This is a genomic window from Bradyrhizobium acaciae (genome assembly GCF_020889785.1).
Taxonomy (GTDB): domain Bacteria; phylum Pseudomonadota; class Alphaproteobacteria; order Rhizobiales; family Xanthobacteraceae; genus Bradyrhizobium; species Bradyrhizobium acaciae.
The window spans coordinates 1-19,200 of the sequence record NZ_JACMYK010000139.1 but is presented as its reverse complement, the minus strand read 5'-3'; the positions used below and the strand labels follow the sequence as shown (position 1 = coordinate 19,200).

22 protein-coding genes and 1 pseudogene are annotated in these 19,200 nt (G+C 64.5%); 10 read left to right on the top strand and 13 right to left on the bottom strand.

Annotated features, from left to right (window positions below; genetic code table 11):
• The 3 genes from H8A92_RS33195 to flbD form a co-directional block, all read left to right on the top strand.
• Positions 1 to 527 (top strand): FliH/SctL family protein (locus tag H8A92_RS33195; RefSeq protein WP_229199600.1); only part of this gene is annotated, 527 nt, incomplete at its 5' end.
• Between the two features lie 20 nt (positions 528 to 547).
• The gene (gene fliN / locus H8A92_RS33190; RefSeq protein WP_229199599.1) at positions 548 to 898 is read left to right on the top strand and encodes a flagellar motor switch protein FliN; all 351 of its coding nucleotides are present in this window, start codon (positions 548 to 550) and stop codon (positions 896 to 898) included.
• A 55-nt stretch (positions 899 to 953) separates the two neighbouring features.
• Positions 954 to 2,339 carry a sigma-54-dependent transcriptional regulator FlbD gene (flbD, locus tag H8A92_RS33185; RefSeq protein ID WP_229199598.1) on the top strand — a complete coding sequence of 462 codons (1,386 nt, stop codon included), beginning with the start codon at positions 954 to 956 and terminating at the stop codon, positions 2,337 to 2,339.
• A 42-nt stretch (positions 2,340 to 2,381) separates the two neighbouring features.
• Here the strand turns inward: flbD and H8A92_RS33180 are convergent, their stop codons facing one another.
• Positions 2,382 to 2,537, bottom strand: coding sequence for a hypothetical protein (locus H8A92_RS33180; RefSeq protein ID WP_165445668.1), 156 nt, complete (start codon positions 2,535 to 2,537; stop codon positions 2,382 to 2,384).
• A gap of 170 nt (positions 2,538 to 2,707) precedes the next feature.
• Here H8A92_RS33180 and H8A92_RS33175 point away from each other — a divergent pair, with 170 nt between their 5' ends.
• Positions 2,708 to 3,085, top strand: a complete 378-nt coding sequence (locus H8A92_RS33175) for a hypothetical protein (RefSeq protein WP_229199597.1) — start codon at positions 2,708 to 2,710, stop codon at positions 3,083 to 3,085.
• A gap of 247 nt (positions 3,086 to 3,332) precedes the next feature.
• Here H8A92_RS33175 and H8A92_RS33170 read toward each other — a convergent pair whose 3' ends face one another.
• The 7 genes from H8A92_RS33170 to H8A92_RS33140 all read right to left on the bottom strand — a co-directional run bounded on the left by H8A92_RS33170 (position 3,333) and on the right by H8A92_RS33140 (position 10,111).
• Positions 3,333 to 3,923: a flavin reductase family protein gene (locus H8A92_RS33170; RefSeq protein ID WP_229199596.1), complete on the bottom strand. Its 591-nt coding sequence runs from the start codon at positions 3,921 to 3,923 to the stop codon at positions 3,333 to 3,335.
• A 7-nt stretch (positions 3,924 to 3,930) separates the two neighbouring features.
• The gene (locus H8A92_RS33165; protein WP_229199601.1) at positions 3,931 to 4,770 is read right to left on the bottom strand and encodes an ATP-binding cassette domain-containing protein; all 840 of its coding nucleotides are present in this window, start codon (positions 4,768 to 4,770) and stop codon (positions 3,931 to 3,933) included.
• An 8-nt stretch (positions 4,771 to 4,778) separates the two neighbouring features.
• Positions 4,779 to 5,585, bottom strand: a complete 807-nt coding sequence (locus tag H8A92_RS33160; RefSeq protein WP_229199595.1) for an ABC transporter permease subunit — start codon at positions 5,583 to 5,585, stop codon at positions 4,779 to 4,781.
• Positions 5,582 to 6,763, bottom strand: a complete 1,182-nt coding sequence (gene ssuD, locus H8A92_RS33155) for an FMNH2-dependent alkanesulfonate monooxygenase (RefSeq protein ID WP_229199594.1) — start codon at positions 6,761 to 6,763, stop codon at positions 5,582 to 5,584. Before ssuD ends, H8A92_RS33160 begins: the two co-directional genes overlap by 4 nt.
• The gene (locus H8A92_RS33150) at positions 6,745 to 7,698 is read right to left on the bottom strand and encodes a sulfonate ABC transporter substrate-binding protein (protein ID WP_229199593.1); all 954 of its coding nucleotides are present in this window, start codon (positions 7,696 to 7,698) and stop codon (positions 6,745 to 6,747) included. Before H8A92_RS33150 ends, ssuD begins: the two co-directional genes overlap by 19 nt.
• Before the next feature lie 40 nt (positions 7,699 to 7,738).
• Positions 7,739 to 8,689 carry an aliphatic sulfonate ABC transporter substrate-binding protein gene (locus H8A92_RS33145; protein WP_229199592.1) on the bottom strand — a complete coding sequence of 317 codons (951 nt, stop codon included), beginning with the start codon at positions 8,687 to 8,689 and terminating at the stop codon, positions 7,739 to 7,741.
• Positions 8,690 to 8,905: 216 nt separating this feature from the next.
• On the bottom strand, positions 8,906 to 10,111 hold the full coding sequence (locus H8A92_RS33140; protein WP_229199591.1) for an LLM class flavin-dependent oxidoreductase: 1,206 nt from the start codon (positions 10,109 to 10,111) through the stop codon (positions 8,906 to 8,908).
• A 202-nt stretch (positions 10,112 to 10,313) separates the two neighbouring features.
• Here H8A92_RS33140 and H8A92_RS33135 point away from each other — a divergent pair, with 202 nt between their 5' ends.
• The 6 genes from H8A92_RS33135 to H8A92_RS33110 all read left to right on the top strand — a co-directional run bounded on the left by H8A92_RS33135 (position 10,314) and on the right by H8A92_RS33110 (position 14,319).
• On the top strand, positions 10,314 to 11,423 hold the full coding sequence (locus tag H8A92_RS33135) for an ATP-dependent DNA helicase (protein ID WP_229199590.1): 1,110 nt from the start codon (positions 10,314 to 10,316) through the stop codon (positions 11,421 to 11,423).
• A 290-nt stretch (positions 11,424 to 11,713) separates the two neighbouring features.
• Positions 11,714 to 12,430: a peptide-methionine (S)-S-oxide reductase MsrA gene (gene msrA / locus H8A92_RS33130; RefSeq protein WP_229199589.1), complete on the top strand. Its 717-nt coding sequence runs from the start codon at positions 11,714 to 11,716 to the stop codon at positions 12,428 to 12,430.
• A 21-nt stretch (positions 12,431 to 12,451) separates the two neighbouring features.
• Positions 12,452 to 12,865 (top strand): peptide-methionine (R)-S-oxide reductase MsrB, encoded by a 414-nt coding sequence (msrB, locus tag H8A92_RS33125; RefSeq protein ID WP_057017314.1) that lies wholly within the window; start codon positions 12,452 to 12,454, stop codon positions 12,863 to 12,865.
• A 163-nt stretch (positions 12,866 to 13,028) separates the two neighbouring features.
• Entirely contained in the window at positions 13,029 to 13,406 is a 378-nt protein-coding gene (locus tag H8A92_RS33120; RefSeq protein WP_229199588.1) for a hypothetical protein, read from the top strand.
• 235 nt (positions 13,407 to 13,641) lie between these two features.
• Entirely contained in the window at positions 13,642 to 13,806 is a 165-nt protein-coding gene (locus H8A92_RS33115; RefSeq protein ID WP_163153619.1) for a DUF3309 family protein, read from the top strand.
• Between the two features lie 222 nt (positions 13,807 to 14,028).
• The gene (locus H8A92_RS33110) at positions 14,029 to 14,319 is read left to right on the top strand and encodes a hypothetical protein (protein ID WP_163153617.1); all 291 of its coding nucleotides are present in this window, start codon (positions 14,029 to 14,031) and stop codon (positions 14,317 to 14,319) included.
• A gap of 113 nt (positions 14,320 to 14,432) precedes the next feature.
• Here the strand turns inward: H8A92_RS33110 and H8A92_RS33105 are convergent.
• The 5 genes and pseudogenes from H8A92_RS33105 to H8A92_RS33085 form a co-directional block, all read right to left on the bottom strand.
• Positions 14,433 to 14,983 (bottom strand): annotated as a pseudogene (locus H8A92_RS33105) (DUF4112 domain-containing protein).
• A gap of 322 nt (positions 14,984 to 15,305) precedes the next feature.
• Entirely contained in the window at positions 15,306 to 15,674 is a 369-nt protein-coding gene (locus tag H8A92_RS33100) for a Crp/Fnr family transcriptional regulator (RefSeq protein ID WP_229199587.1), read from the bottom strand.
• 55 nt (positions 15,675 to 15,729) lie between these two features.
• Positions 15,730 to 17,352 carry an inorganic phosphate transporter gene (locus H8A92_RS33095; protein WP_229199586.1) on the bottom strand — a complete coding sequence of 541 codons (1,623 nt, stop codon included), beginning with the start codon at positions 17,350 to 17,352 and terminating at the stop codon, positions 15,730 to 15,732.
• 148 nt (positions 17,353 to 17,500) lie between these two features.
• Complete coding sequence (locus H8A92_RS33090) at positions 17,501 to 17,935, bottom strand: DUF5413 family protein (RefSeq protein WP_229199585.1); 435 nt, start codon at positions 17,933 to 17,935, stop codon at positions 17,501 to 17,503.
• 198 nt (positions 17,936 to 18,133) lie between these two features.
• A partial coding sequence (locus H8A92_RS33085) for a hypothetical protein (protein WP_229199584.1) occupies positions 18,134 to 19,200 on the bottom strand: 1,067 nt, incomplete at its 5' end.

Sequence of the window (19,200 nt, the reverse complement as noted above, 5' to 3'; positions counted from 1 at the left end):
TCGCCGACGCCGAGGCGCGGGCCTATCGCGCCGGCTATGAGGCCGCGCTGCGCGAAGCCAAGGTCGAGAGCGACCGCCGCGCGGCTCAGGCGCTGGAAGAGATCGGCACCGCGATCAAGGGCATCGCGGCGCGCTTCGCCGGCATCGAGACGCGGATGGAGACCGAGGCGGTGGATGTCGCGGTCGCGGTAGCCCGCAAGCTCTGCAACGAGCTGGTGGCGCGCGAGCCGCTCGGCGAGATCACCGCGCTGGTCTCCGACTGCTTCTCGCATCTGGTGGCGACCCCGCATCTGGTGGTCCGCATCAACGACGCGCTCTACGAGGCGGCGCATCACAATATCGAGCAGATGGCGGCGCATTCCGGCTTCCAGGGCCGGCTGGTGATCCTGGCCGAGCCGACCATTGCAACGGGCGACTGCCGGATCGAATGGGCCGATGGCGGCGTCGTGCTGGAGCGCGCTGCGATCGAAGGCAAGATCAACGAACTCGTCGGGCGCTATCTGGCGTCCCGCGGCCAGGCCGGCTGAAGGGCATTGAGGGCTGAACCATGAGCGACACCGACACCCAAGTCCCGCTTCCCGATCTCAACGCCGCTGATGCGCCGAGCATCGACGACATCGGCTACAACGAGGACGAAAATGCCGCGCGGATCGCGGCCGATCTCGAGGCCGTGTTCGACGTTCCGGTGCAGGTCTCGGCCGTCCTCGGCCGCTCCAAGATGGACGTCGGCGACCTCCTGAAGCTCGGACCGGGCACCGTGCTCGAACTCGACCGCCGCGTCGGCGAGGCGATCGACATCTACGTCAACAACCGCCTGGTTGCGCGTGGTGAAGTGGTGCTGGTGGAAGACAAGCTCGGCGTGACCATGACCGAAATCATCAAGGCAGAACGCTCTTAAACGAATTTGGCGGTAACGCGCGGAACCTGCGCGACCAGACGAACAGGAGATCATCATGCGGCTTCTCATCGTTGGCACCCTGAAGGGCCAGCTCACGACCGCGACCAAGATCGCGATGGATAACGGCGCCTCGGTAACCCACGCCGAGGCCGCCGAACAGGCGATGGGTGTGCTGCGCGGCGGCAAGGGCGCCGACCTGCTGCTGGTCGATGTCAACCTCGACATCCGCGACCTCGTGATGCGGCTCGAGGCCGAACATATCCACGTTCCGATCGTCGCCTGCGGCATCTCCAACGACGCCCGCGCCGCGGTCGCCGCGATCCATGCCGGCGCCAAGGAATACATCCCGCTGCCGCCCGACCCCGAGCTGATCGCAGCGGTGCTCGCAGCCGTCGCCAACGACGCGCGCGACCTGATCTGGCGCGACGAGGCGATGGGCCGGGTGATCAAGCTGGCGCAGCAGATCGCGGGCTCGGACGCATCGGTCATGATCACCGGCGAGTCCGGCACCGGCAAGGAAGTGCTGGCGCGCTACGTCCATTCCCGCTCGGCCCGCGCCAAGCGGCCGTTCATCTCGATCAACTGCGCGGCGATCCCGGAGCACCTCCTGGAATCCGAACTGTTCGGCCATGAGAAGGGCGCCTTCACCGGCGCGGTGGCGCGCCGCATCGGCAAATTCGAGGAGGCGACCGGCGGCACGCTGCTGCTCGACGAAATCTCCGAGATGGACGTGCGGCTTCAATCGAAACTGCTGCGCGCGATCCAGGAGCGCGTGATCGACCGCGTCGGCGGCACCAAGCCGGTCCCGGTCGACATCCGCATCATCGCGACCTCGAACCGCAATCTATCGGAGGCGGTGCGCGAGGGTACGTTCCGCGAGGACCTGCTGTTCCGCCTCAACGTCGTCAATTTGAAGATCCCGCCGCTGCGCGATCGTCCGGCCGACATCCTCGAACTGGCGCAGCATTTCGCCAAGAAATATGCCGAGGCCAACGGCCTTCCGGTCCGCCCGATCTCGACGGATGCCCGCCGCGTCCTGACCGCGAACCGCTGGCAGGGCAACGTCCGCGAGCTCGAGAACACCATCCACCGCTCGGTCCTGATGGCGCAGGGCGACGAGATCGGTCCCGACGCGATCCTCACCCCCGATGGCGACCGTCTCGACCTCGCCAAGACCGCCCCCGCGGTGGCGCACGCCACGCTGGCCGCCGAACAGGTCACCCGCGCGCTTGTCGGCCGCACCGTTGCCGACGTCGAACGCGACCTGATCCTGGAAACGCTGAAGCACTGCCTCGGCAACCGCACCCATGCCGCCAACATCCTCGGCATCTCGATCCGCACGCTGCGCAACAAGCTGAACGAATATGCCGACGGCGGCATCCCGATCACCCCGGCCGGCAATGGCGCTCCCGACTACCAGCGCATGGCGAGCGCCGGCTGAGAGAAAAAGAGGCGGCGGAGCAATCCCGCCGCCAGCCCTGCCTTACGAATAGCTGGGTGCGTCGGGCTTGCGGAAGATCCGGATCGGGTCGCCCGGTGTGATCTCGCGGCCGGTGAACGTCACATAGGCATAAAGCGCGAGATAGGCGACGGCGACCGCACCGACGAGATAGAACAGCCAGGTTGCCACGCGCTTCATCGAACCGTCACGTCTCCAATACATCCGCGGCTTTTAGTGCGCTTGCTGCGCCAGCGCCACGGCCAACATGCCGCGCCGGCCGCCTTCGCCGCTGATCGCTTGAATCTCGCAGCCAATTGCCTTATTCAATCTCATATTGCGTTTTTATATTTCGACAACTGGAGAGTGATATGGCCCTTTACGCGCAGACCAGCGGCACCCTGTCCACCAACTCCGGCACTTTCACGCCGATACAAGGGCTCAGCCTGACGATCCCGGAGGGCGTCGGCACCACCGCAATCATTACGCTCAACGTTCCGAATCCCTACGCTACCGGCACCGATATCCCAGGCGGCATGTTCGGCGTCACCATCAATGGCAAGGTCTCGCCGGTGGTCGCGAGCTTCACCTATAACGACACCCCGTCGAGCTTTGGCCGCATCCCGACCACGCTCGTCGTCGGCATTCCGCTCAGCAATGCGGCTCAGACCATCCAGGCCGTGTGGGCCGGCGTCCGCGGCAGCAACGTAATCATCGACAGCCCGGCGTCGCTGAGCGCAGTCTTCTAGAGGCCGAATCCGGACAACCGCCGCGCTAGGCTTCGACTTCGAGCGTCGGACTCCGCTTCACCTCGCCCCGCGTGCGGGGAGAGGTCGGAATGCATCGTCAGATGCATTCCGGGTGAGGGGGAGCCTCCGCAAATGCGGTCATCGTCGGGTGCGCGGAAAGAGCCCCTCACCAACCCTCTCCCCGCAAGAGCGGGGCGAGGGAGCGCAATGCCGCCGCGGTCGCTACCCGACCTAATCCTGTCCCGCCCTAGCGCACGCCCCGGGGATGGACGTGACGCGACGGCAGGCTGACCTCGGCCAGCCGCGCGGCGTCTTCGTCATGGTCGATCGCGACATATTCGCCGTGCCAATAGGCGAGCGCAGCGGTGCGTTCCGATGCGATCACGTCGAGCACGCGGCCGATGACGATCGCGTGCGAATGCCGTTCGATGATCTCTTCGACCTCACAGTCGATCGCAGCCAGCGCTCCGACCAGCAACGGCGCGCCTGACGCGCGCGTGGTCCATTCGGCACCAGCGAACCGGTCGGCGCCCTTCAGGCCGCCCTTGCCGGTAAAGCGCTCGGCGATGTCGAGCTGATCCGCAGTCAGGATGTTGACACCGAACGCGCCATGGCGCGCGATCAGCGGCCACGACGAGGCCGCGCGGTTGATACTCACGATCAGCGACGGCGGCTCGACCGACAGCGACGACACCGATGTCACCGTCATGCCCGAGATGTCCTTTCCACGCCCGGCCGTGATGACGCTGACGCCGCCGGTGAGGTGACGCATCGCGCCGCGAAACTCAGCAGCCGCAACCGCTGATGCGATCGAAACATTGCGGACGAGGGAATTCATGGCGACCTCACTGGGTATCTTCGCTGCCTTCGAGCAGATGCTTCAGGATCTCGCCTTCGAGCGCGGCAAGCTCGGCCGAGCCGCGCCGGCGCGGCCGCGGCAGATCGATCGTGACATCCTGCGCGATGCGGCCGTCCTCGATCACCAGCACGCGGTCGGCGAGCGCGACCGCCTCGGCGACGTCGTGCGTCACCAGGATCGCGGTGAAGCCCTGGTCGCGCCAGACCCGCTCCAGCAATTGCTGCATCGAAATGCGAGTCAGCGCATCAAGCGCGCCGAGCGGCTCGTCGAACGCCAGCACGCGCGGCTGGCTGACCAGCGCCCGCGCCAGCGCCACGCGCTGCTTCTGGCCGCCCGACAGCACCGCCGGCCATTCGCCGCGCTTGTCGCCAAGGCCGACCTCGACCAGCGCACGCTCGGCACGCGCCTGCGCGTCGGCAGACGAGCGCTCACGGCCCAGCCCCACCTCGACATTGGACAGCACCCGCGCCCAGGGCAGCAGGCGCGGCTCCTGGAACATGACGCGGACGTCCTGTGCCCGGGGCTGTTCGCCGAACGCGATGCTGCCTGCGGTCGGCGCGTCGAGCCCTGCGACCAGCCGCAGCAGCGTGCTCTTGCCGCAGCCGCTGCGGCCGACGATCGCGACGAACTGGCCGGAGGGGATATGCAGGTCGATGCCGCGCAGCACCTCATTGTCGCCGAACGACTTGCGCAAGCCGCGAATGGTCAGCGACAGCCCGCGGGTCGCGCCCTCCGATCCCCGCCGCAACTGCCGCGCCTGCACGACGATGTCGGCGCGGTCGATCGGCTCGGCGTCAACGGACTGGAAACGAAGCGCTTCTTGCATGCTCATTCTCACTTCTTCTGGAAAGCCGGGTGCCACGACAGGGTCAATCGCTCCAGCGCCCGCGAGGCGCTGTCGGCGAGCTTGCCGAGCAAGGCGTAGATCAGGATCGAGAGCACGACGACGTCGATCAGCATGAACTCGCGCGCCTGCATCGCCATGTAGCCGAGGCCCGACGACGCTGCGATGGTCTCGGCGACAATCAGCGTTAGCCACATGATGCCGAGCGCAAAGCGCAGGCCGACGAAGATCGAGGGCAGCGCACCCGGGAAGATCACCCGGCGGAACAGCTCGCCGTCGGTCATCCCATAGATGCGGCCCATCTCGATCAGCTGCGGATCGACCGTGCGGATGCCGTGCAGCGTGTTGAGATAGATCGGGAAGAACACGCCGAGTGCGACGAGAAAGAGCTTTGCCGACTCGTCGATGCCGAACCACAGGATGACCAGCGGGATCAGCGCCAGATGCGGGATGTTGCGCACCATCTGCAGCGTGGTGTCGGTGAGCTTGGCCGACAGTTGCGACAGACCGTTGGCAAGGCCGAACGCAAAGCCGATGCCGCCGCCGATCACAAAGCCGATCGAGGCACGCCAGAAGCTGACCCAGATGTTGCGGACCAGCTCGCCTGACAGCAGCAGTTTCCATCCCGCCAGCGCGACGTCGGTCGGCGCCGGCAGGACGCGAGACGGTACGTAGCCGGTGACGCAGGCAAGCTGCCAGATCAGCACGATCGCCAAAGGCACGATCCAGGGGATCAGGCCGTCGACCTTGGGCAATTTGGGTGCACCGACCCGCGGGAGTGAATCGATCAAGCTCATGATTGCGATGCCTGCTTCTGCGGACGGTAATCGTTGCCGATGGTTTCGCCGAACGGCCCGGTGTTGACGCGGATCGGCGCCACGTTGCCGGGCTGCGCCAGCGACAGCAGCGGGAACACCAGCTCGGCGAAGCGGTAGGCTTCCTCGAGATGCGGGTAACCCGACATGATGAAGGTATCGACGCCGACGTCCTGGTACTCCTTGATCCGCGCCGCGACCGTCTGGGGATCGCCGACCAGCGCGGTGCCCGCGCCGCCGCGCACCAGGCCGACGCCGGCCCAGAGGTTGGGGCTGATCTCGAGCTGGTCGCGGCGGCCGCCATGCAGCTGCGCCATGCGCTGCTGGCCGACCGAGTCCATCCGCGAAAAGATCTTTTGCGCGGCAGCGATGGTATCGTCTGTGACGTACTGGATCAGCTCATCGGCGGCGCGCCACGCCTCGGCGTTGGTCTCGCGCACGATCACATGCAGGCGGATGCCGAACGAGAGCTTGCGGCCGCGCTGCGCGGCCACGGCCTTGACCTTGGCGATCTTCTCGGCGACCTGCGCCGGCGGCTCGCCCCAGGTCAGATATTTGTCGACGGTGTCGACCGCGACGTCGATGCCGGCGTCCGACGAGCCGCCGAAATACAGCGGCGGCCGCGGCGATTGCACCGGATTGAACAGCAGGCGGCCGTCCTCGATCTGGATGTGCTTGCCTTCGACATTGACCGTCTTGCCGGCCAAGAGATCGCTGTAGACGTTGAGGAACTCGCGGGTCACCGCATAGCGCTCGTCATGGTCGAGGAAGATACCGTCGCCCTTGTTCTCGACCGGATCGCCGCCGGTGACGACGTTGATCAAGAGACGGCCGTTCGACAGCCGGTCCAGCGTCGCGGTCATGCGCGCGGCGACGCTCGGCGATTGCAGGCCGGGCCTGACCGCCACGAGATAGCGCAGGCGCTCGGTCCAGGGCGCGACGGCCGATGCCACCACCCAGGAGTCCTCGCAGCTCCGTCCCGTCGGCAGCAGCACGCCGTAATAGCCGAGCTGGTCGGCAGCCTGCGCGATCTGGCGCAGATAATTGAAGTTCACCTCGCGGCCGCCGATCGACGTGCCGAGATAGCGGCTGTCGCCGTGGGTCGGCAGGAACCAGAGGATGTTGGCGTTGGTTGGGGTGCTCACGTGCCCGGCCTCCATGCGACGTCGGAAATCTTGATTTGTTTGGGGATCAGGCCGAGCGCAAAGAACGTGTCGGCGACCTGCTGCTGATCCGCGATCACGCTGTCGGTGACCGGCTTGATGCCGTAGGCCTGCCGCTTCAGCGCGACCTCGACCACCGGCACGGAGAGGCCGATGCTCGGCGCCAGCTGCTCGGCGACGGCGTGGATGTCGCCCTTGGCCCAGTCATCGACTTCACTGAGCTGCGCCAGCACGAGCTCGACGATCTTCGGATCGGTCTGCAGGAACTTCTTCGAGGCGAAATAGAACTGATAGTTGGCGACGACGCCGGTGCCGTCGGCGATGGTGCGTGCGCCGGTCGCAGCCTCCGCCGCGGCCTGGAACGGATCCCAGATCACCCAGGCATCGACCGCGCCGCGCTCGAACGCCGCACGCGCATCAGCCGGGGCCAGGAACACCGGCTCGATCTCGGAATATTTGACGCCGGCTTTCTCCAGCGCCTTCACCAGGAGATAATGAACGTTGGAGCCCTTGTTGAGCGCGACCTTCTTGCCCCTGAGGTCGGTGACCGACTTGATCGGGCTGTCCTTCGGCACCAGGATCGCCTCGCCTTTCGGCGCCGGCGGCTCATAGGCGACATACTGCAGCGGCGCGCCGGCGGCCTGCGCGAAGATCGGCGGCGCCTCGCCGGTGTTGCCGAAATCGATCGCACCGACATTGAGCGCTTCGAGCAGCGGCGGCCCGGACGGAAACTCGGTCCAGACCACCGAGTAGCCGACCGATTTCAGCTTCTGCTCGAGCGAGCCCTTGCTCTTGAGCAGCACCAGCTTGCCGTATTTCTGGAAGCCGATGCGGACCACCTTGTCCTGGCCATAGGATGCGCCGACGCTCGCAGCGACGATGCTGACCGACAGCACTGCGCGGGCAATCCACCGTCGAAATAAACGCGTCATGGGAATATCCTCTGCATTGAATTGACCAAACGCGCGCCGATCAGGTCTGGGTGTTGCGCCAGACGATGTCGCGGATCACGATCTGCTTCGGGATCAGGCCGAGCTTGAAGAAGCGGTCGGCGACGCCCTGCTGGGTTGCAATCACGTCATCGGTGACGGGACCGACCGAGAAGCCGGCCCGCCGCGCCGCAATGGTCTGGATGTCGAGCGGCACGCCGGTGACGGCGGCCAACGATTTCGCGACGTCATCGGGATGCGCCTCGGCCCATTTCGCCGTCGACGTCGTGACATCGACGATCTGCTGCAGAAGCGCGCTGTGCTTGTTCGCGAAGTCGCGATTGGCGATGTAAAACGCGTTGGTCTTGGTGACCTCGCGGGTGTTGATCAGGATCCGGCCGTTCTGTTTGGTCTCGGCGATCGCGAAGTACGGATCCCAGATCGCCCAGGCGTCGATACCGCCATTGGCAAACGCGGGACCGGCGTCCGGCGGCGTCAGATAGACCGGCGTGATGTCGTCATAGGTCAGCCCGGCCTTCTCCAGCGTCTGAATCACGACGTTATGTGCGCTGGATCCCTTGGTGAAGCCGACACGCTTGCCCTTGAGACCGGCGATATCAGTGATTGCCGAATTCTGCGGCACCAGGATGCCCGACCCGTTGATGATCGGCTGAGCGGCGGCGTAGACGATGGCGGCACCTGCAGCCTGCGCGAAGATCGGCGGGGAATCGCCGACCGCGCCGTAGTCGACGCTGCCGACATTCATCGCTTCCATCATCGGCGGGCCCGAGGAGAATTCGACCCATTTCACGCTGATGCCCTGCGGCCTGAAATGATTTTCCAAAGCTTCGCGCTGGCGCGTGATAACGAGCACGCCGTTCTTCTGGTAGCCGATACGAATTTCCTTCGTGTCCGCCTGGGCCTGCGCGCCCCGTGACAGCGCCGCGGCGGCGGCTGTGACGAGCGACAGCTGGAGGAACTCACGACGCTTCATTCCAAGACTCTCCTGACGATCAAGCGCGTTTCTCAACCCGCGATCATGCGTTGTCAGGATGATGGGGGGCGCGAATGAAGCTGTCGAGCACTGCACAAAAATAGCGATGCCTGCCCTTCGGTGCAGGCATCGCGCGTGCCGTTTCGTTCAAGGCGCAGGTCGCACGTAGCGAATTATTTTCTTCACGCGATTGCGAGGTCGCTGCACATTAATTCATCAGCCTGCGGCTGCGGTCTTCGGGCCGACATTGACCGCAAGTTTACCATAACGGTCCGAGAACGCCTGGGTGTCGATCTCCTCGAGCTGGATCGAGCCGTCAAGCACCCCCTTCTTCCAGGCATCGTGCTCGGGATCGTGCTGGAACTCGGGCATCACCTCTTTCCCGAACAACTCGAGCGATTCACAGATGTGCTCATGGGTGTTCTTGCCGGCCTGGTTGAGCAGGATCACCTGGTCGATATGCGAGGCGCGGAAGCGCCGCAGCTTCTTGCGCAAGGTCTCCGGCGAGCCGATCAGGCCGCCGCGCAGCGCGGCTTCCTGCGCCTCCGGATTCTCGCGCTTCCACTTGTTGTACTCGTCCCACATGTTGACGGTGCCGGGTGCCGGGCGCTGCCGGTTCTGTGCCTGGCCGTAATAGCGCAGCGCGAACTGGAAGAAGGTCGCGCCGTCGGCGCGCCGGCGCGCCTCTTCATCGGTCTCGGCGCACATGAAGAACGAGACCAGCGCCATGTTGGGATTGATCTCGTAGTCGGCGAGCTTGTTCAGCCGCTTGGTGATCGCGTTGTAGTAGGCATGCACCCAGGCATGGGCCGCTTCGGCGCTGACGAACTGGAAGCCAAGCGCGCCGAAACCGTTCTGCCCGGCGCGTTCGATCGTCGGCAGTTGCGAGCACGCCATCCAGAGCGGCGGATGCGGCTTCTGCACCGGCTTCGGCACGACGTTGCGCAAGGGTATGTCGAAATACTTGCCATGATGTTCGGTGCCGACCTTGGTGAACATCGGGAAGATCGCGCTGACCGCCTCCTCGAACACCTCGCGCTTGGTCTCCATGTCGCGGCCGAACGGCGTCAGCTCGGTGATCGAGGCGCTCTCGCCCATGCCGAACTCGCAGCGTCCGTTGCTGAGCAGATCGAGCACCGCGATCCGCTCGGCGACGCGCGCGGGATGATTGGTGGTGAGCTGGAAGATGCCGTGGCCGAGCCGGATGTTCCTGGTGCGCTGGCTCGCGGCGGCGAGGAAGGATTCCGGCGCCGGCGAGTGCGAATATTCCTCGAGGAAGTGATGCTCGACGACCCAGGCGTAATCGTAGTTGAGCCGGTCGGCGGTCTCCAATTGGGTCAGCGCGTTCTGGTAGAGGCGGAGCTCGTCGCCGTCGTTCCAGGGGCGCGGCAGTTGCAGCTCGTAAAAGATGCCGAATTTCATGGCGTCATCACTCCCAAGGTCCGTCCCCGACCATTTGTTGTTTTCGGTCAGTCTAGTGAGGGGGCAGACCAAGTCCAGCCTCGGAGGCGAAACTCCAATTCCGTGCAGCGGGAGGCGGCTTGCCTGGAACGCATGAATGTTTAGCTTGTGCTGGTGTGAGTCGCGGCGCTATCGGTCGCGCGCTCCTTCCTCCGAAAGCCTCATGACCACCTTTACGCCGCACCAGGATTCCGCGCTGAAAGCCGTCGCCGATTGGCTGAAAGCCAAGCCGGGCAAGAACGGCACGCCGCCGGTGTTCCGCCTGTTCGGCTATGCCGGAACCGGCAAGACCACGCTCGCCCAGCACATCGCCGAGGGTGTCGACGGAGAGGTGAAGTTCGCAGCCTTCACCGGCAAGGCGGCGCTGGTGATGCGCAACAAGGGCTGCGACAGCGCGTCGACGATTCACTCGCTGATCTACCGCGCCCGCGAGTCCGGCGTCGAGCAGCCGAGCTTTGAACTCTGGGACGACGCGCCGGCCTCGAAGGCCAAGCTGATCGTGATCGACGAATGCTCGATGGTCGATGCCGAGCTCGGCCGCGACCTGATGTCGTTCGACTGCCCGCTGCTGGTGCTCGGCGATCCCGCGCAATTGCCGCCGATCCAGGGCGGCGGCTTCTTCACCGATGCCGAGCCGGACGCGATGCTGACCGAGGTGCATCGCCAGGCGCAGGACGATCCGATCGTGCGGATGTCGATGGATATCCGCGAAGGCCGCGAGCTCGAGATCGGCCGCCATGGCGAGAGCGAGGTGGTGTCGCGCAAGGAGCTCGATCCGGACCGTGTGATGAGCGCCGACCAGGTGCTGGTCGGCCGCAACAACACCCGCCGCGCCTACAACATGCGGGTGCGGCAGCGGCTGAACCTCGAGGATCCCCTTCCCGTTGCCGGCGACAAGCTGGTCTGCCTGCGCAACAACCGCAAGAAGGGCCTGTTCAACGGCGGGCTGTGGCGGGTCAAGGCGCGCGCGCAGTCGAAATCCAAGATCATCACCATGCGCGTGATGCCGGACGAGGATTTCGGCTACAAGGTCACAAAAGTCTCGGTGCGCGGCGAATGCTTCGACGGCGGCGTCGAGGGCGTGCCGTGGGAGCAGCGCAAGCCCTATGACGAGTTCGACTACGGCTATGTGCTGACCGTGCACAAATCGCAGGGCTCGCAATGGGACGACGTCGTGCTGTTCGACGAGAGCTTTGCGTTCCAGGACTCGCGGGCACGGTGGCTGTACACGGGCATCACGCGGGCGGCGAAGCGGCTCAGCGTGGTGGTGTGAGGTCCCGCGCCTCGATAGACCCGTCATCCTGAGGAGCCGCAAAGCGGCGTCTCGAAGGATGCACGGCCCGGCCGGTGGCCGTCGATCCTTCGAGGCTCGCTCCGCTCGCACCTCAGGATGACGGCCTACACGCCTGAATAACCGGCATTTCCCTCACGAAACCGTGTGGCCGGCGCCGTAACAAAACGGCCCCTCACCCGTATTTTGAAGCGTCGGAGCAGCCCGGCCCGATTTGCCAATGCCGGCTCCCACTCTAGACTGGCCCCCAATTGCGATCCCACGAGGAACCCATGCCCAAGAGCTCCCTCAGCCGCGTCTCGCTCTGCGCCGCCGCGATCGGCGCGCTGGCCGTTGCCGCTTTCGCCGTTGCGCCCTCGCTTGCCGCCGAGGACGCCGTGATCATCCCGCCGCCTGCCGCAAGCGCACCGGAGACCGGCATCAAGACCGCGGTGCTCGCCGGCGGCTGCTTCTGGGGTGTGCAGGGCGTGTTCCAGCACACGGCCGGTGTGGTCAGCGCGGTGTCGGGCTACTCCGGCGGCAGCAAGGCGAACGCCGACTACGAGAAGGTGTCGACCGGCACCACCGGCCACGCCGAGTCGGTCGAGATCAAGTACGATCCGCAGAAGATCTCCTACGGCAAGATCCTGCAGATCTTCTTCTCCGTCGTGCACGACCCGACCCAGCTGAACCGCCAGGGCCCCGACTCCGGCACGCAATATCGCTCGGCGATCTTCACCACCAGCGACGAGCAGAAGAAGGTGGCGGACGCCTATATCGCCCAGCTCAACGCCGCCAAGGTCTACAACAAGCCGATCGTCACCAAGGTCGGCGCGCTGGAGGCGTTCTACCCGGCGGAGGGCTACCACCAGGACTATCTGACGCTGCACCCGAACCAGCCCTATATTGCGTATAACGACATCCCGAAGGTCGAGAACCTGAAGAAGATCTTCGCGGAGAATTACATCGAGAAGCCGACGCTGGTGAGCAGCAGCAAGGTCACCAACTGAGCATCTCGCAAAGGAGGTTGAATGTCCGATACCAAAACCGACGGCAAGGTCCGCAAGAGCGAGGCCGAGTGGCGCAAGGAATTGACGCCGATGCAGTATGCAGTGCTGCGGGAAAAGGCGACCGAGCGGCCCTTCACCGGCGAATACGAGCATGATCCCCGCAAGGGCACCTATGTCTGCGCCGGCTGCGGGCAGACGCTGTTCGAGTCCGACCAGAAGTTCGATTCCGGTTGCGGCTGGCCGAGCTTCTCCAAGCCCGCGGTCGAGAGCCATGTCGACGAGGAGCGTGACATGAGCCACGGCATGATCCGCACCGAGGTGCTGTGCTCGAAATGCGACGGCCATCTCGGCCACGTCTTCAACGACGGCCCCGGCCCGACCGGCCTGCGCTACTGCATCAACTCGGCGGCGCTGAAGCTCGACGAGAAGAAGTAGCGACCGCCAGACGCGGGGCTCGACCCGCCTGTGACCGGCCGAACTGAATAATCGGCCCGATCCGTCGAACGTTTGCTCCGCCCCGCGCGACCAAGAACCGGTCGCGCGGGGTTTTGTTTTGGCGCGGCCGTGCTTCCGCGCGCTTCAACATAAGGAAATTTTGATGTCACCGATTTCTGGAAAGCTCTTGTTCGGTCTCGGTCTTGCCAGCGTCATCATGGCAAGCGCGGTCAGCGGGCCTGCGTCCGCCGCCGACAAGATCTCGCTGTTCAAGGTGATTACCGCGAAGGACGAGATCGTCATCGGCCTGACCGATGCCGACCTCGCGCAGGTCGAGGGCCAGAACGCCGGCGGCATCGCCAGGATGCTGGTCGCCAAGGGCTCGATGAGCGTCTGGCAGTACGCGGTCCACAAATCCGCCTCAGGCGATCTCGAACAGGCACCGCTGCACAAGATCGGCCTGATCGCCAGCGACTCGCTGCGGGTCGAGCCCTACCCGACCCCGCTGAAGGTGCTTCCGATCGACGAAAGCAGGAAGTGACGGCGAAGCCGTCATCCCGGAGCAGTCCGCAGGACTGAACCTCAGATACGCAATTGCGCATCGGGGGATCTCGAGATTCTCGGTGCGCGATTGCGCACCTGAGGGTTCGATGCTGCGCATCGTCCGGGAATGACGACGAAGTTAACGACTCGCGCCCCGGAATATGCTTTGCTTGGAACCTGCGGGGCCGTAGGCGTCTCGCCGTGCGGCTGCCGCCTGTTCTGAGGAGGGCGCCATGTCGCTTGGACTGATCCTCATCATCGTTCTGCTGGTTATCCTGCTGGGCGGCTATAGCGGCCGGATCCGCGGCTATGGCTATGGGCTCGGCCACTCCGGAATGGGCCTTTTCGGGGTGATTTTGATCGTGGTCGCGATCCTGGCCTGGCTCGACAAGATTTGACGGTCATAAGTTATTGAAATAAATAGACTTATTTGACCGCGCGCGGTGCCATGCGCGGATTCAGCATGTGCTCTGCCCGGGCCGCTTCTGGGGTCGCATTTTTGTCAAAGAGGCCTATATTAGGGATCGAAATGACATGTACGGTGCGCCGCCGAATACAGGCCGCCGTCCCCAAAAATCCCTTTCGCCGCTCTATGCCAAGAACACAAGAGGTCGTCGACCATGCGTCCCCTGCGTCCGTTCAACTATAATACGTCCGCCGAACTGTTCCCTGCCGCGATCCGCAAGAAGAAGCGGGCTGGCTTCGCCTATCGCCGTTTCGGCACTGCCGCCGAAGCCGTGCGCTTTGCGATGGAAGAGCTGCCGGCCGACTCGCTGAACGGGGCCTATCTCCAGGTCGAGGAAGCCCGTTTCGACCAGAACGGCATCCGCTCGCTGTATGAGAGCGAAGGCTTCCCGCTGCCGCGCCGTCCGCGCGCCGAGCCGGCCCAGACCGACGCCGACGCCGCATAAGCTTTTCTAGCCCTCGCTTAACGAAAAGCCCTCGGACCGATCCGGGGGCTTTTGTTTTGGGGAGTCTCTTTCGCGAACAATCCGATCGGAAAGCCGCTGCGTGCTTTTCCGGATTATTCGCGCCTCGGCTGCTTGTCGAGCCAGCGCCGCAGCATCCGCACATTGCGGATATTGGCGCGGAACATGACGTCGAAGGCATCGCCTGCCACCGGCACCATGCCGACCACGCCGTCGACGGCGACATTGGCCAGCATCCGCGCGGTGATGTGCCAGGCGCGCCCAGCAGACGGGCCTCGCGCACCAGCCACAGCGAGATCGCTGTCGTGATGATATCGCCGATCACGGGGATCAGGCCGATCAGGCCGTCGATGCCGTAGCGGACATTGGTGCCCGGCACGACGAAGGCGACGTCGAGCAGCTTTGCGATCATCTCCAGCCGCTGAAGCCGCTGCTCGCGGGTCAGATTGCCGAACGGATTGGCGGTCGAGTTGCGGAAGTCGAACTGGAAGCCTTGCTGAAAGCCTTGGAACTGCGGATGCAGCGGCCCATCGGGGAGCTCGCGCCCGTCCTGATCGATGACCTTGCTGCGCGCCTGCGCGCCGCCGAAGGGCGGCCGCGATCGCGTGGCGTGGGGGGTGAAGATGTCGTCCTCGGGCATGGCCATCACATGGTAACGCAGGCAGGCGGTTCAAGTTGCGTCACATTACCACTGTGTCACGTTGAAGGTCCGTTACCTTCGCGTTCGTCTGGCGCGTCATGAAGCTAAGTTGAATCGGTTTGGCCACGGATGCGGTTCACCTCTCCCCGTTGGAGAGAGGTCGGATTGCGCTTGGCGATGCGAAGCATCGTCCAGAGCAATCCGGGTGAGGGCTCGTGCTCCCTCGATAGACCGTAACCCCTCACCCGATTTGCTGCGCAAATCGACCTCTCCCAAGGGAGAGGTGAAGGATCGGCGCCGCTCCACACCAACCCAATCTCATCGCGCTTTAGTACACGCCCTTGTTCATGGTCCTGAGCCGCTGGGCCAGCGTCCTCATCACCTTCAGGGCAAAATGCGGCGTCTGGCCGACGAGGAAGAGAAACTGCTTTTCCGAGACCGGGACCAGTTCGACATCGGTCAGCGCTGTCGCAGTCGCGCTCCTCGGCTCGTTGTCGATCAACGCCATTTCGCCGAAGATCGTGTCGGGCGCCAGCTCCGCCATGGTCTTGTTGCCGACCTGGATGCGCACATAGCCGCTCTTGATCACGAACAACTCGTTGGCCTGCTCGCCCTCGCGAAAAATGACGCCACCGGCCCGCACCAGCCGCGTTTCGATATCGTTGCCCGTCAGAAGGCTGAAGCTTGCATCGGCCACTATGAATTCCTTTCCCCGAATCCGGACGCAGACGTCTCGGCTGTCCGTGCGCCGGCTAGAATAAATGCGCGAAAACAAAGTAGAGCGTACCCGAGATCAGCATCGCCACCGGCAAGGTCAGGACCCATGCCATGGCGATGTTACGGATTGTCGACCATTGCAGGCCGGACCCGTTCGCGGTCATGGTGCCTGCGATACCGGACGACAACACATGCGTCGTCGAGACCGGCAAGCCGTATCCGTCGGCAGCAGCGATGGTCGCAGCCGCCGTGATCTCGGCGCAGGCACCCTGCGCGTAGGTCAGATGGGTCTTGCCGATCTTCTCACCCACCGTCACGACGATCCGCTTCCAGCCGACCATGGTGCCGAGGCCGAGCGCGATGGCGACCGCAATCTTCACCCATGACGGAATGAATTTGGTGGCGGCATCGAGCGAGCCCTTGTAGCGATTGAGTGTCGCAACATCGGTATCGTTCAGCCCGCTGTCGCTGCTCTTCATCAGCAGGCGCAGCGCCTCCGACACCAGATACATGTCGTTACGCGTGTTGCCGACGGTCTCGGCCGGGAATTTTGCCAGCGAACCGTATTGGGTGACCTGGTCGCTGATCTCGCGGACGAGAACGGCGAGTGAGGGATAGGTATCGTCGGTGAGTTGCCGAAGCGCGATGTAGTTGGTCACCGCCGGACGCGGATTGCCCGTGATCTTGCGATCGGCGCCCTTGTCCTCGACGACCTTGCTCGCCGCAACCGAATTCGCGGTGAACGCATCGATCTGGCTCGCAGGCATCGCGCGGTTGAGTGCGTAGGCGGTCGGGACCACGCCGATCAGGATGAGCATGATGAGACCCATGCCTTTTTGACCGTCGTTCGATCCGTGAAAGAAGCTGACCAGGGTACAGGTCAGGATCAGGATGCCTCGAATCCACCACGGCGGCGGCTGATCGCCTTTCGGCTCGCCGAACAGCGCCGGCGTTGCGCGCAACAATGCGCGCTTCAGCCCGTAGAGCAGGATCGCAGCCAGCATGAATCCGAACAGCGGCGACAGCAGCAGCGCCTTGCCGGTGTTGACGGCCTGCGACCAATCCACGCCTGAGGTCCCTTCCCGTCCGTGCATCAGGGCGTTCGCAATGCCGACGCCCATGATTGATCCGATCAGGGTGTGCGAGCTCGAGGCAGGCAGTCCAAAATACCAGGTCCCCACGTTCCAGATGATCGCGGCGATCAGCAACGCAAACACCATTGCGAAACCGGCGCTGCTGCCGACCTGGAGGATCAACTCGACCGGCAACAGCGAGACGATGCCGAACGCAACGGCGCCGCTGGATAGAAGGACGCCGATCAGATTGAACAGGCCTGACCAGACCACGGCAATGTGGGCCGGCATCGAACGGGTGTAGATCACGGTTGCGACGGCGTTCGCCGTGTCGTGAAAGCCGTTGACGAATTCGAAGCCGAGCGAGATCAGCAGCGCAACGAACAGCAGCAGGAACGCGGCATAGGAGGTCTTGCCGGGGCCCGTCGCACCGACGTCCGCATAAATGCTGTAGGCCACGAACAGCAGCGCGGCGCCGATGATGCCCAGATAGATGATGCCGGTGAGAGGATGAAAGCCCTTCTCGAGATCGGGCCCGCCACGCCGCGCAGGCTCGATCGAACCAGGTAACGCCAAATCGCTCATGTAAATGCCCTCATAGCCGCGGGAGGACAAAAGCGGCCATGTGACATTGGGACTACGTTTGCATGACGTCTGTATGACAGTTGCATGAAGGACGGCGCGCCGGCTTGCGGCCAGCGTCTAATGCGTTGATAAAGTTAGCGTAACGGCTCTAATGCTGTGACGCCGGCTCCGCCGGCGCATGCAGCTCTTCGGCATATTTGTGAGCCAGCCAGGACGTGATGACGCCCGGGATGAAACCGACCAGCCCGTACAGGATGAACTGCACCGCGCCGCTCTCGGAGCCGTGCGAGGCGTAGGTCAGCGCCGCGCCGACGAACGCTACCGCTCCGACCAGCAGCATCCGCAGCGTCGGCGAGATCCGCCGCACATGCATCAGGATGTCGTCGACGGCGGCGAACATCAGCGACGGCACGATGCCGAACAGATAATTGTATTGCAGCGACTTCGCGAACACGACGAACAGCTTCGTCACCTCGCCGCCATTGGTCTCGGTCCAGTAGCCGGACTGATAGGTGGTCATGAGCAACAGCAGGAAGCCGCCGATGAACGGCCCGATGGCTGCGAAGATCAGATAGCGCTTCATGGCGTGCCCTTGCCCAACGTCGGCCAAGTGTAACGCAGTCACGCGACGGTTCTAGGGAAAATCGACAGCGCCCGGCAATGTTCCGGGGCTCTGCGTCGAATGCGCTGCAATAACGCGATGCCGCTGACGTCGCTGCGATACGGAAGCGCTCGGACGGAGCCGGCGACGACATCGTGCAGGAGATGAGGGCGAGGCTCGCTACTCACCCCACGCGGCGAACGCGTCGTTGAAGGCCCGCTCGCCGGGGGCGCCCTTTTCGATCGCGATGATGGCGCGGCGCTGGTTGGTATAGACCAGCGGCACGTCGAACCAGGAGCGCTCCTTCAGGAGCTGCAGATTGCGGGAGCGGTCGGCATCGACGTTGGAGAGGCCGACCAGGAAGAAGCCGTCGGTGACCTTGACCGCAAGGCCGGCCAGCGGGGTGCCGCGCGCCTGCTCATTGGATTTCATCAGGATGCCCGGTACGTTGCCGACGCCGCCATTGGCGAAGTCCTGCGGCAGGATGAAGGTCAATTCCGCGGTGTGGCTCGCCGGCAGCGACGTGTCGGTGTTGCGGCGGAACGACATCGTCATCTTGAACTTGCGATCGGGGATGTCGATGTCGGCGCGCACGGCGATGTCGGGCTTCTGGTTGCCCGAGCCCTTGACCTGCTCGGTGCGCCAGACCACCGAACCGACATATTGCTTACCCTTCGGATCCGACGGGTCCTCGTCATAGAGCACCACGCGCTGCGCCACCGGAGCGACCGGCTCGCCCGACGACGAGGGCTGACCGACGCGGTCGGTGATCTTCTTGCTCGAAGGCGTCGCCGCGGCATCCTTCGGCGCCTCGACGGGGGCGGAGGATTTGAACAGGCTGCTGACAAGGGTCGTGGCCTGCTGCCGAAACAGGATTCCAGTGCCGACCAGGATCAGCAGGATGCCGATCACGATCGCCGTCTTGAACGGGAACATCGACCCGACGCGCGGCTGCTTCGGCGCGCGCTCGGCATTGCCGACCCGCGACCGTTGCGGCGGCGGAGCCTGGGGCGGCTGCGGCGTGTAGCGCTCCGCCTCCTCGACCGACTCGTCGTAGGAGTAGGGAGCCTCGGGATCGCCGCCGCGGTTCTCCAGGCTCGGCTCGAGCCGGTCGAATTCCGGCGAGGGCGACGGCACGTTAGCGTAGGTCTTGCGCGCGTTGCGGCTGGCTTGCGCCGCGGCACGTCCGAGATCGTCGGCATCGGCGGTGATGTCGCGGAAGCCACGCACGCCCGGCGATGCCGGCG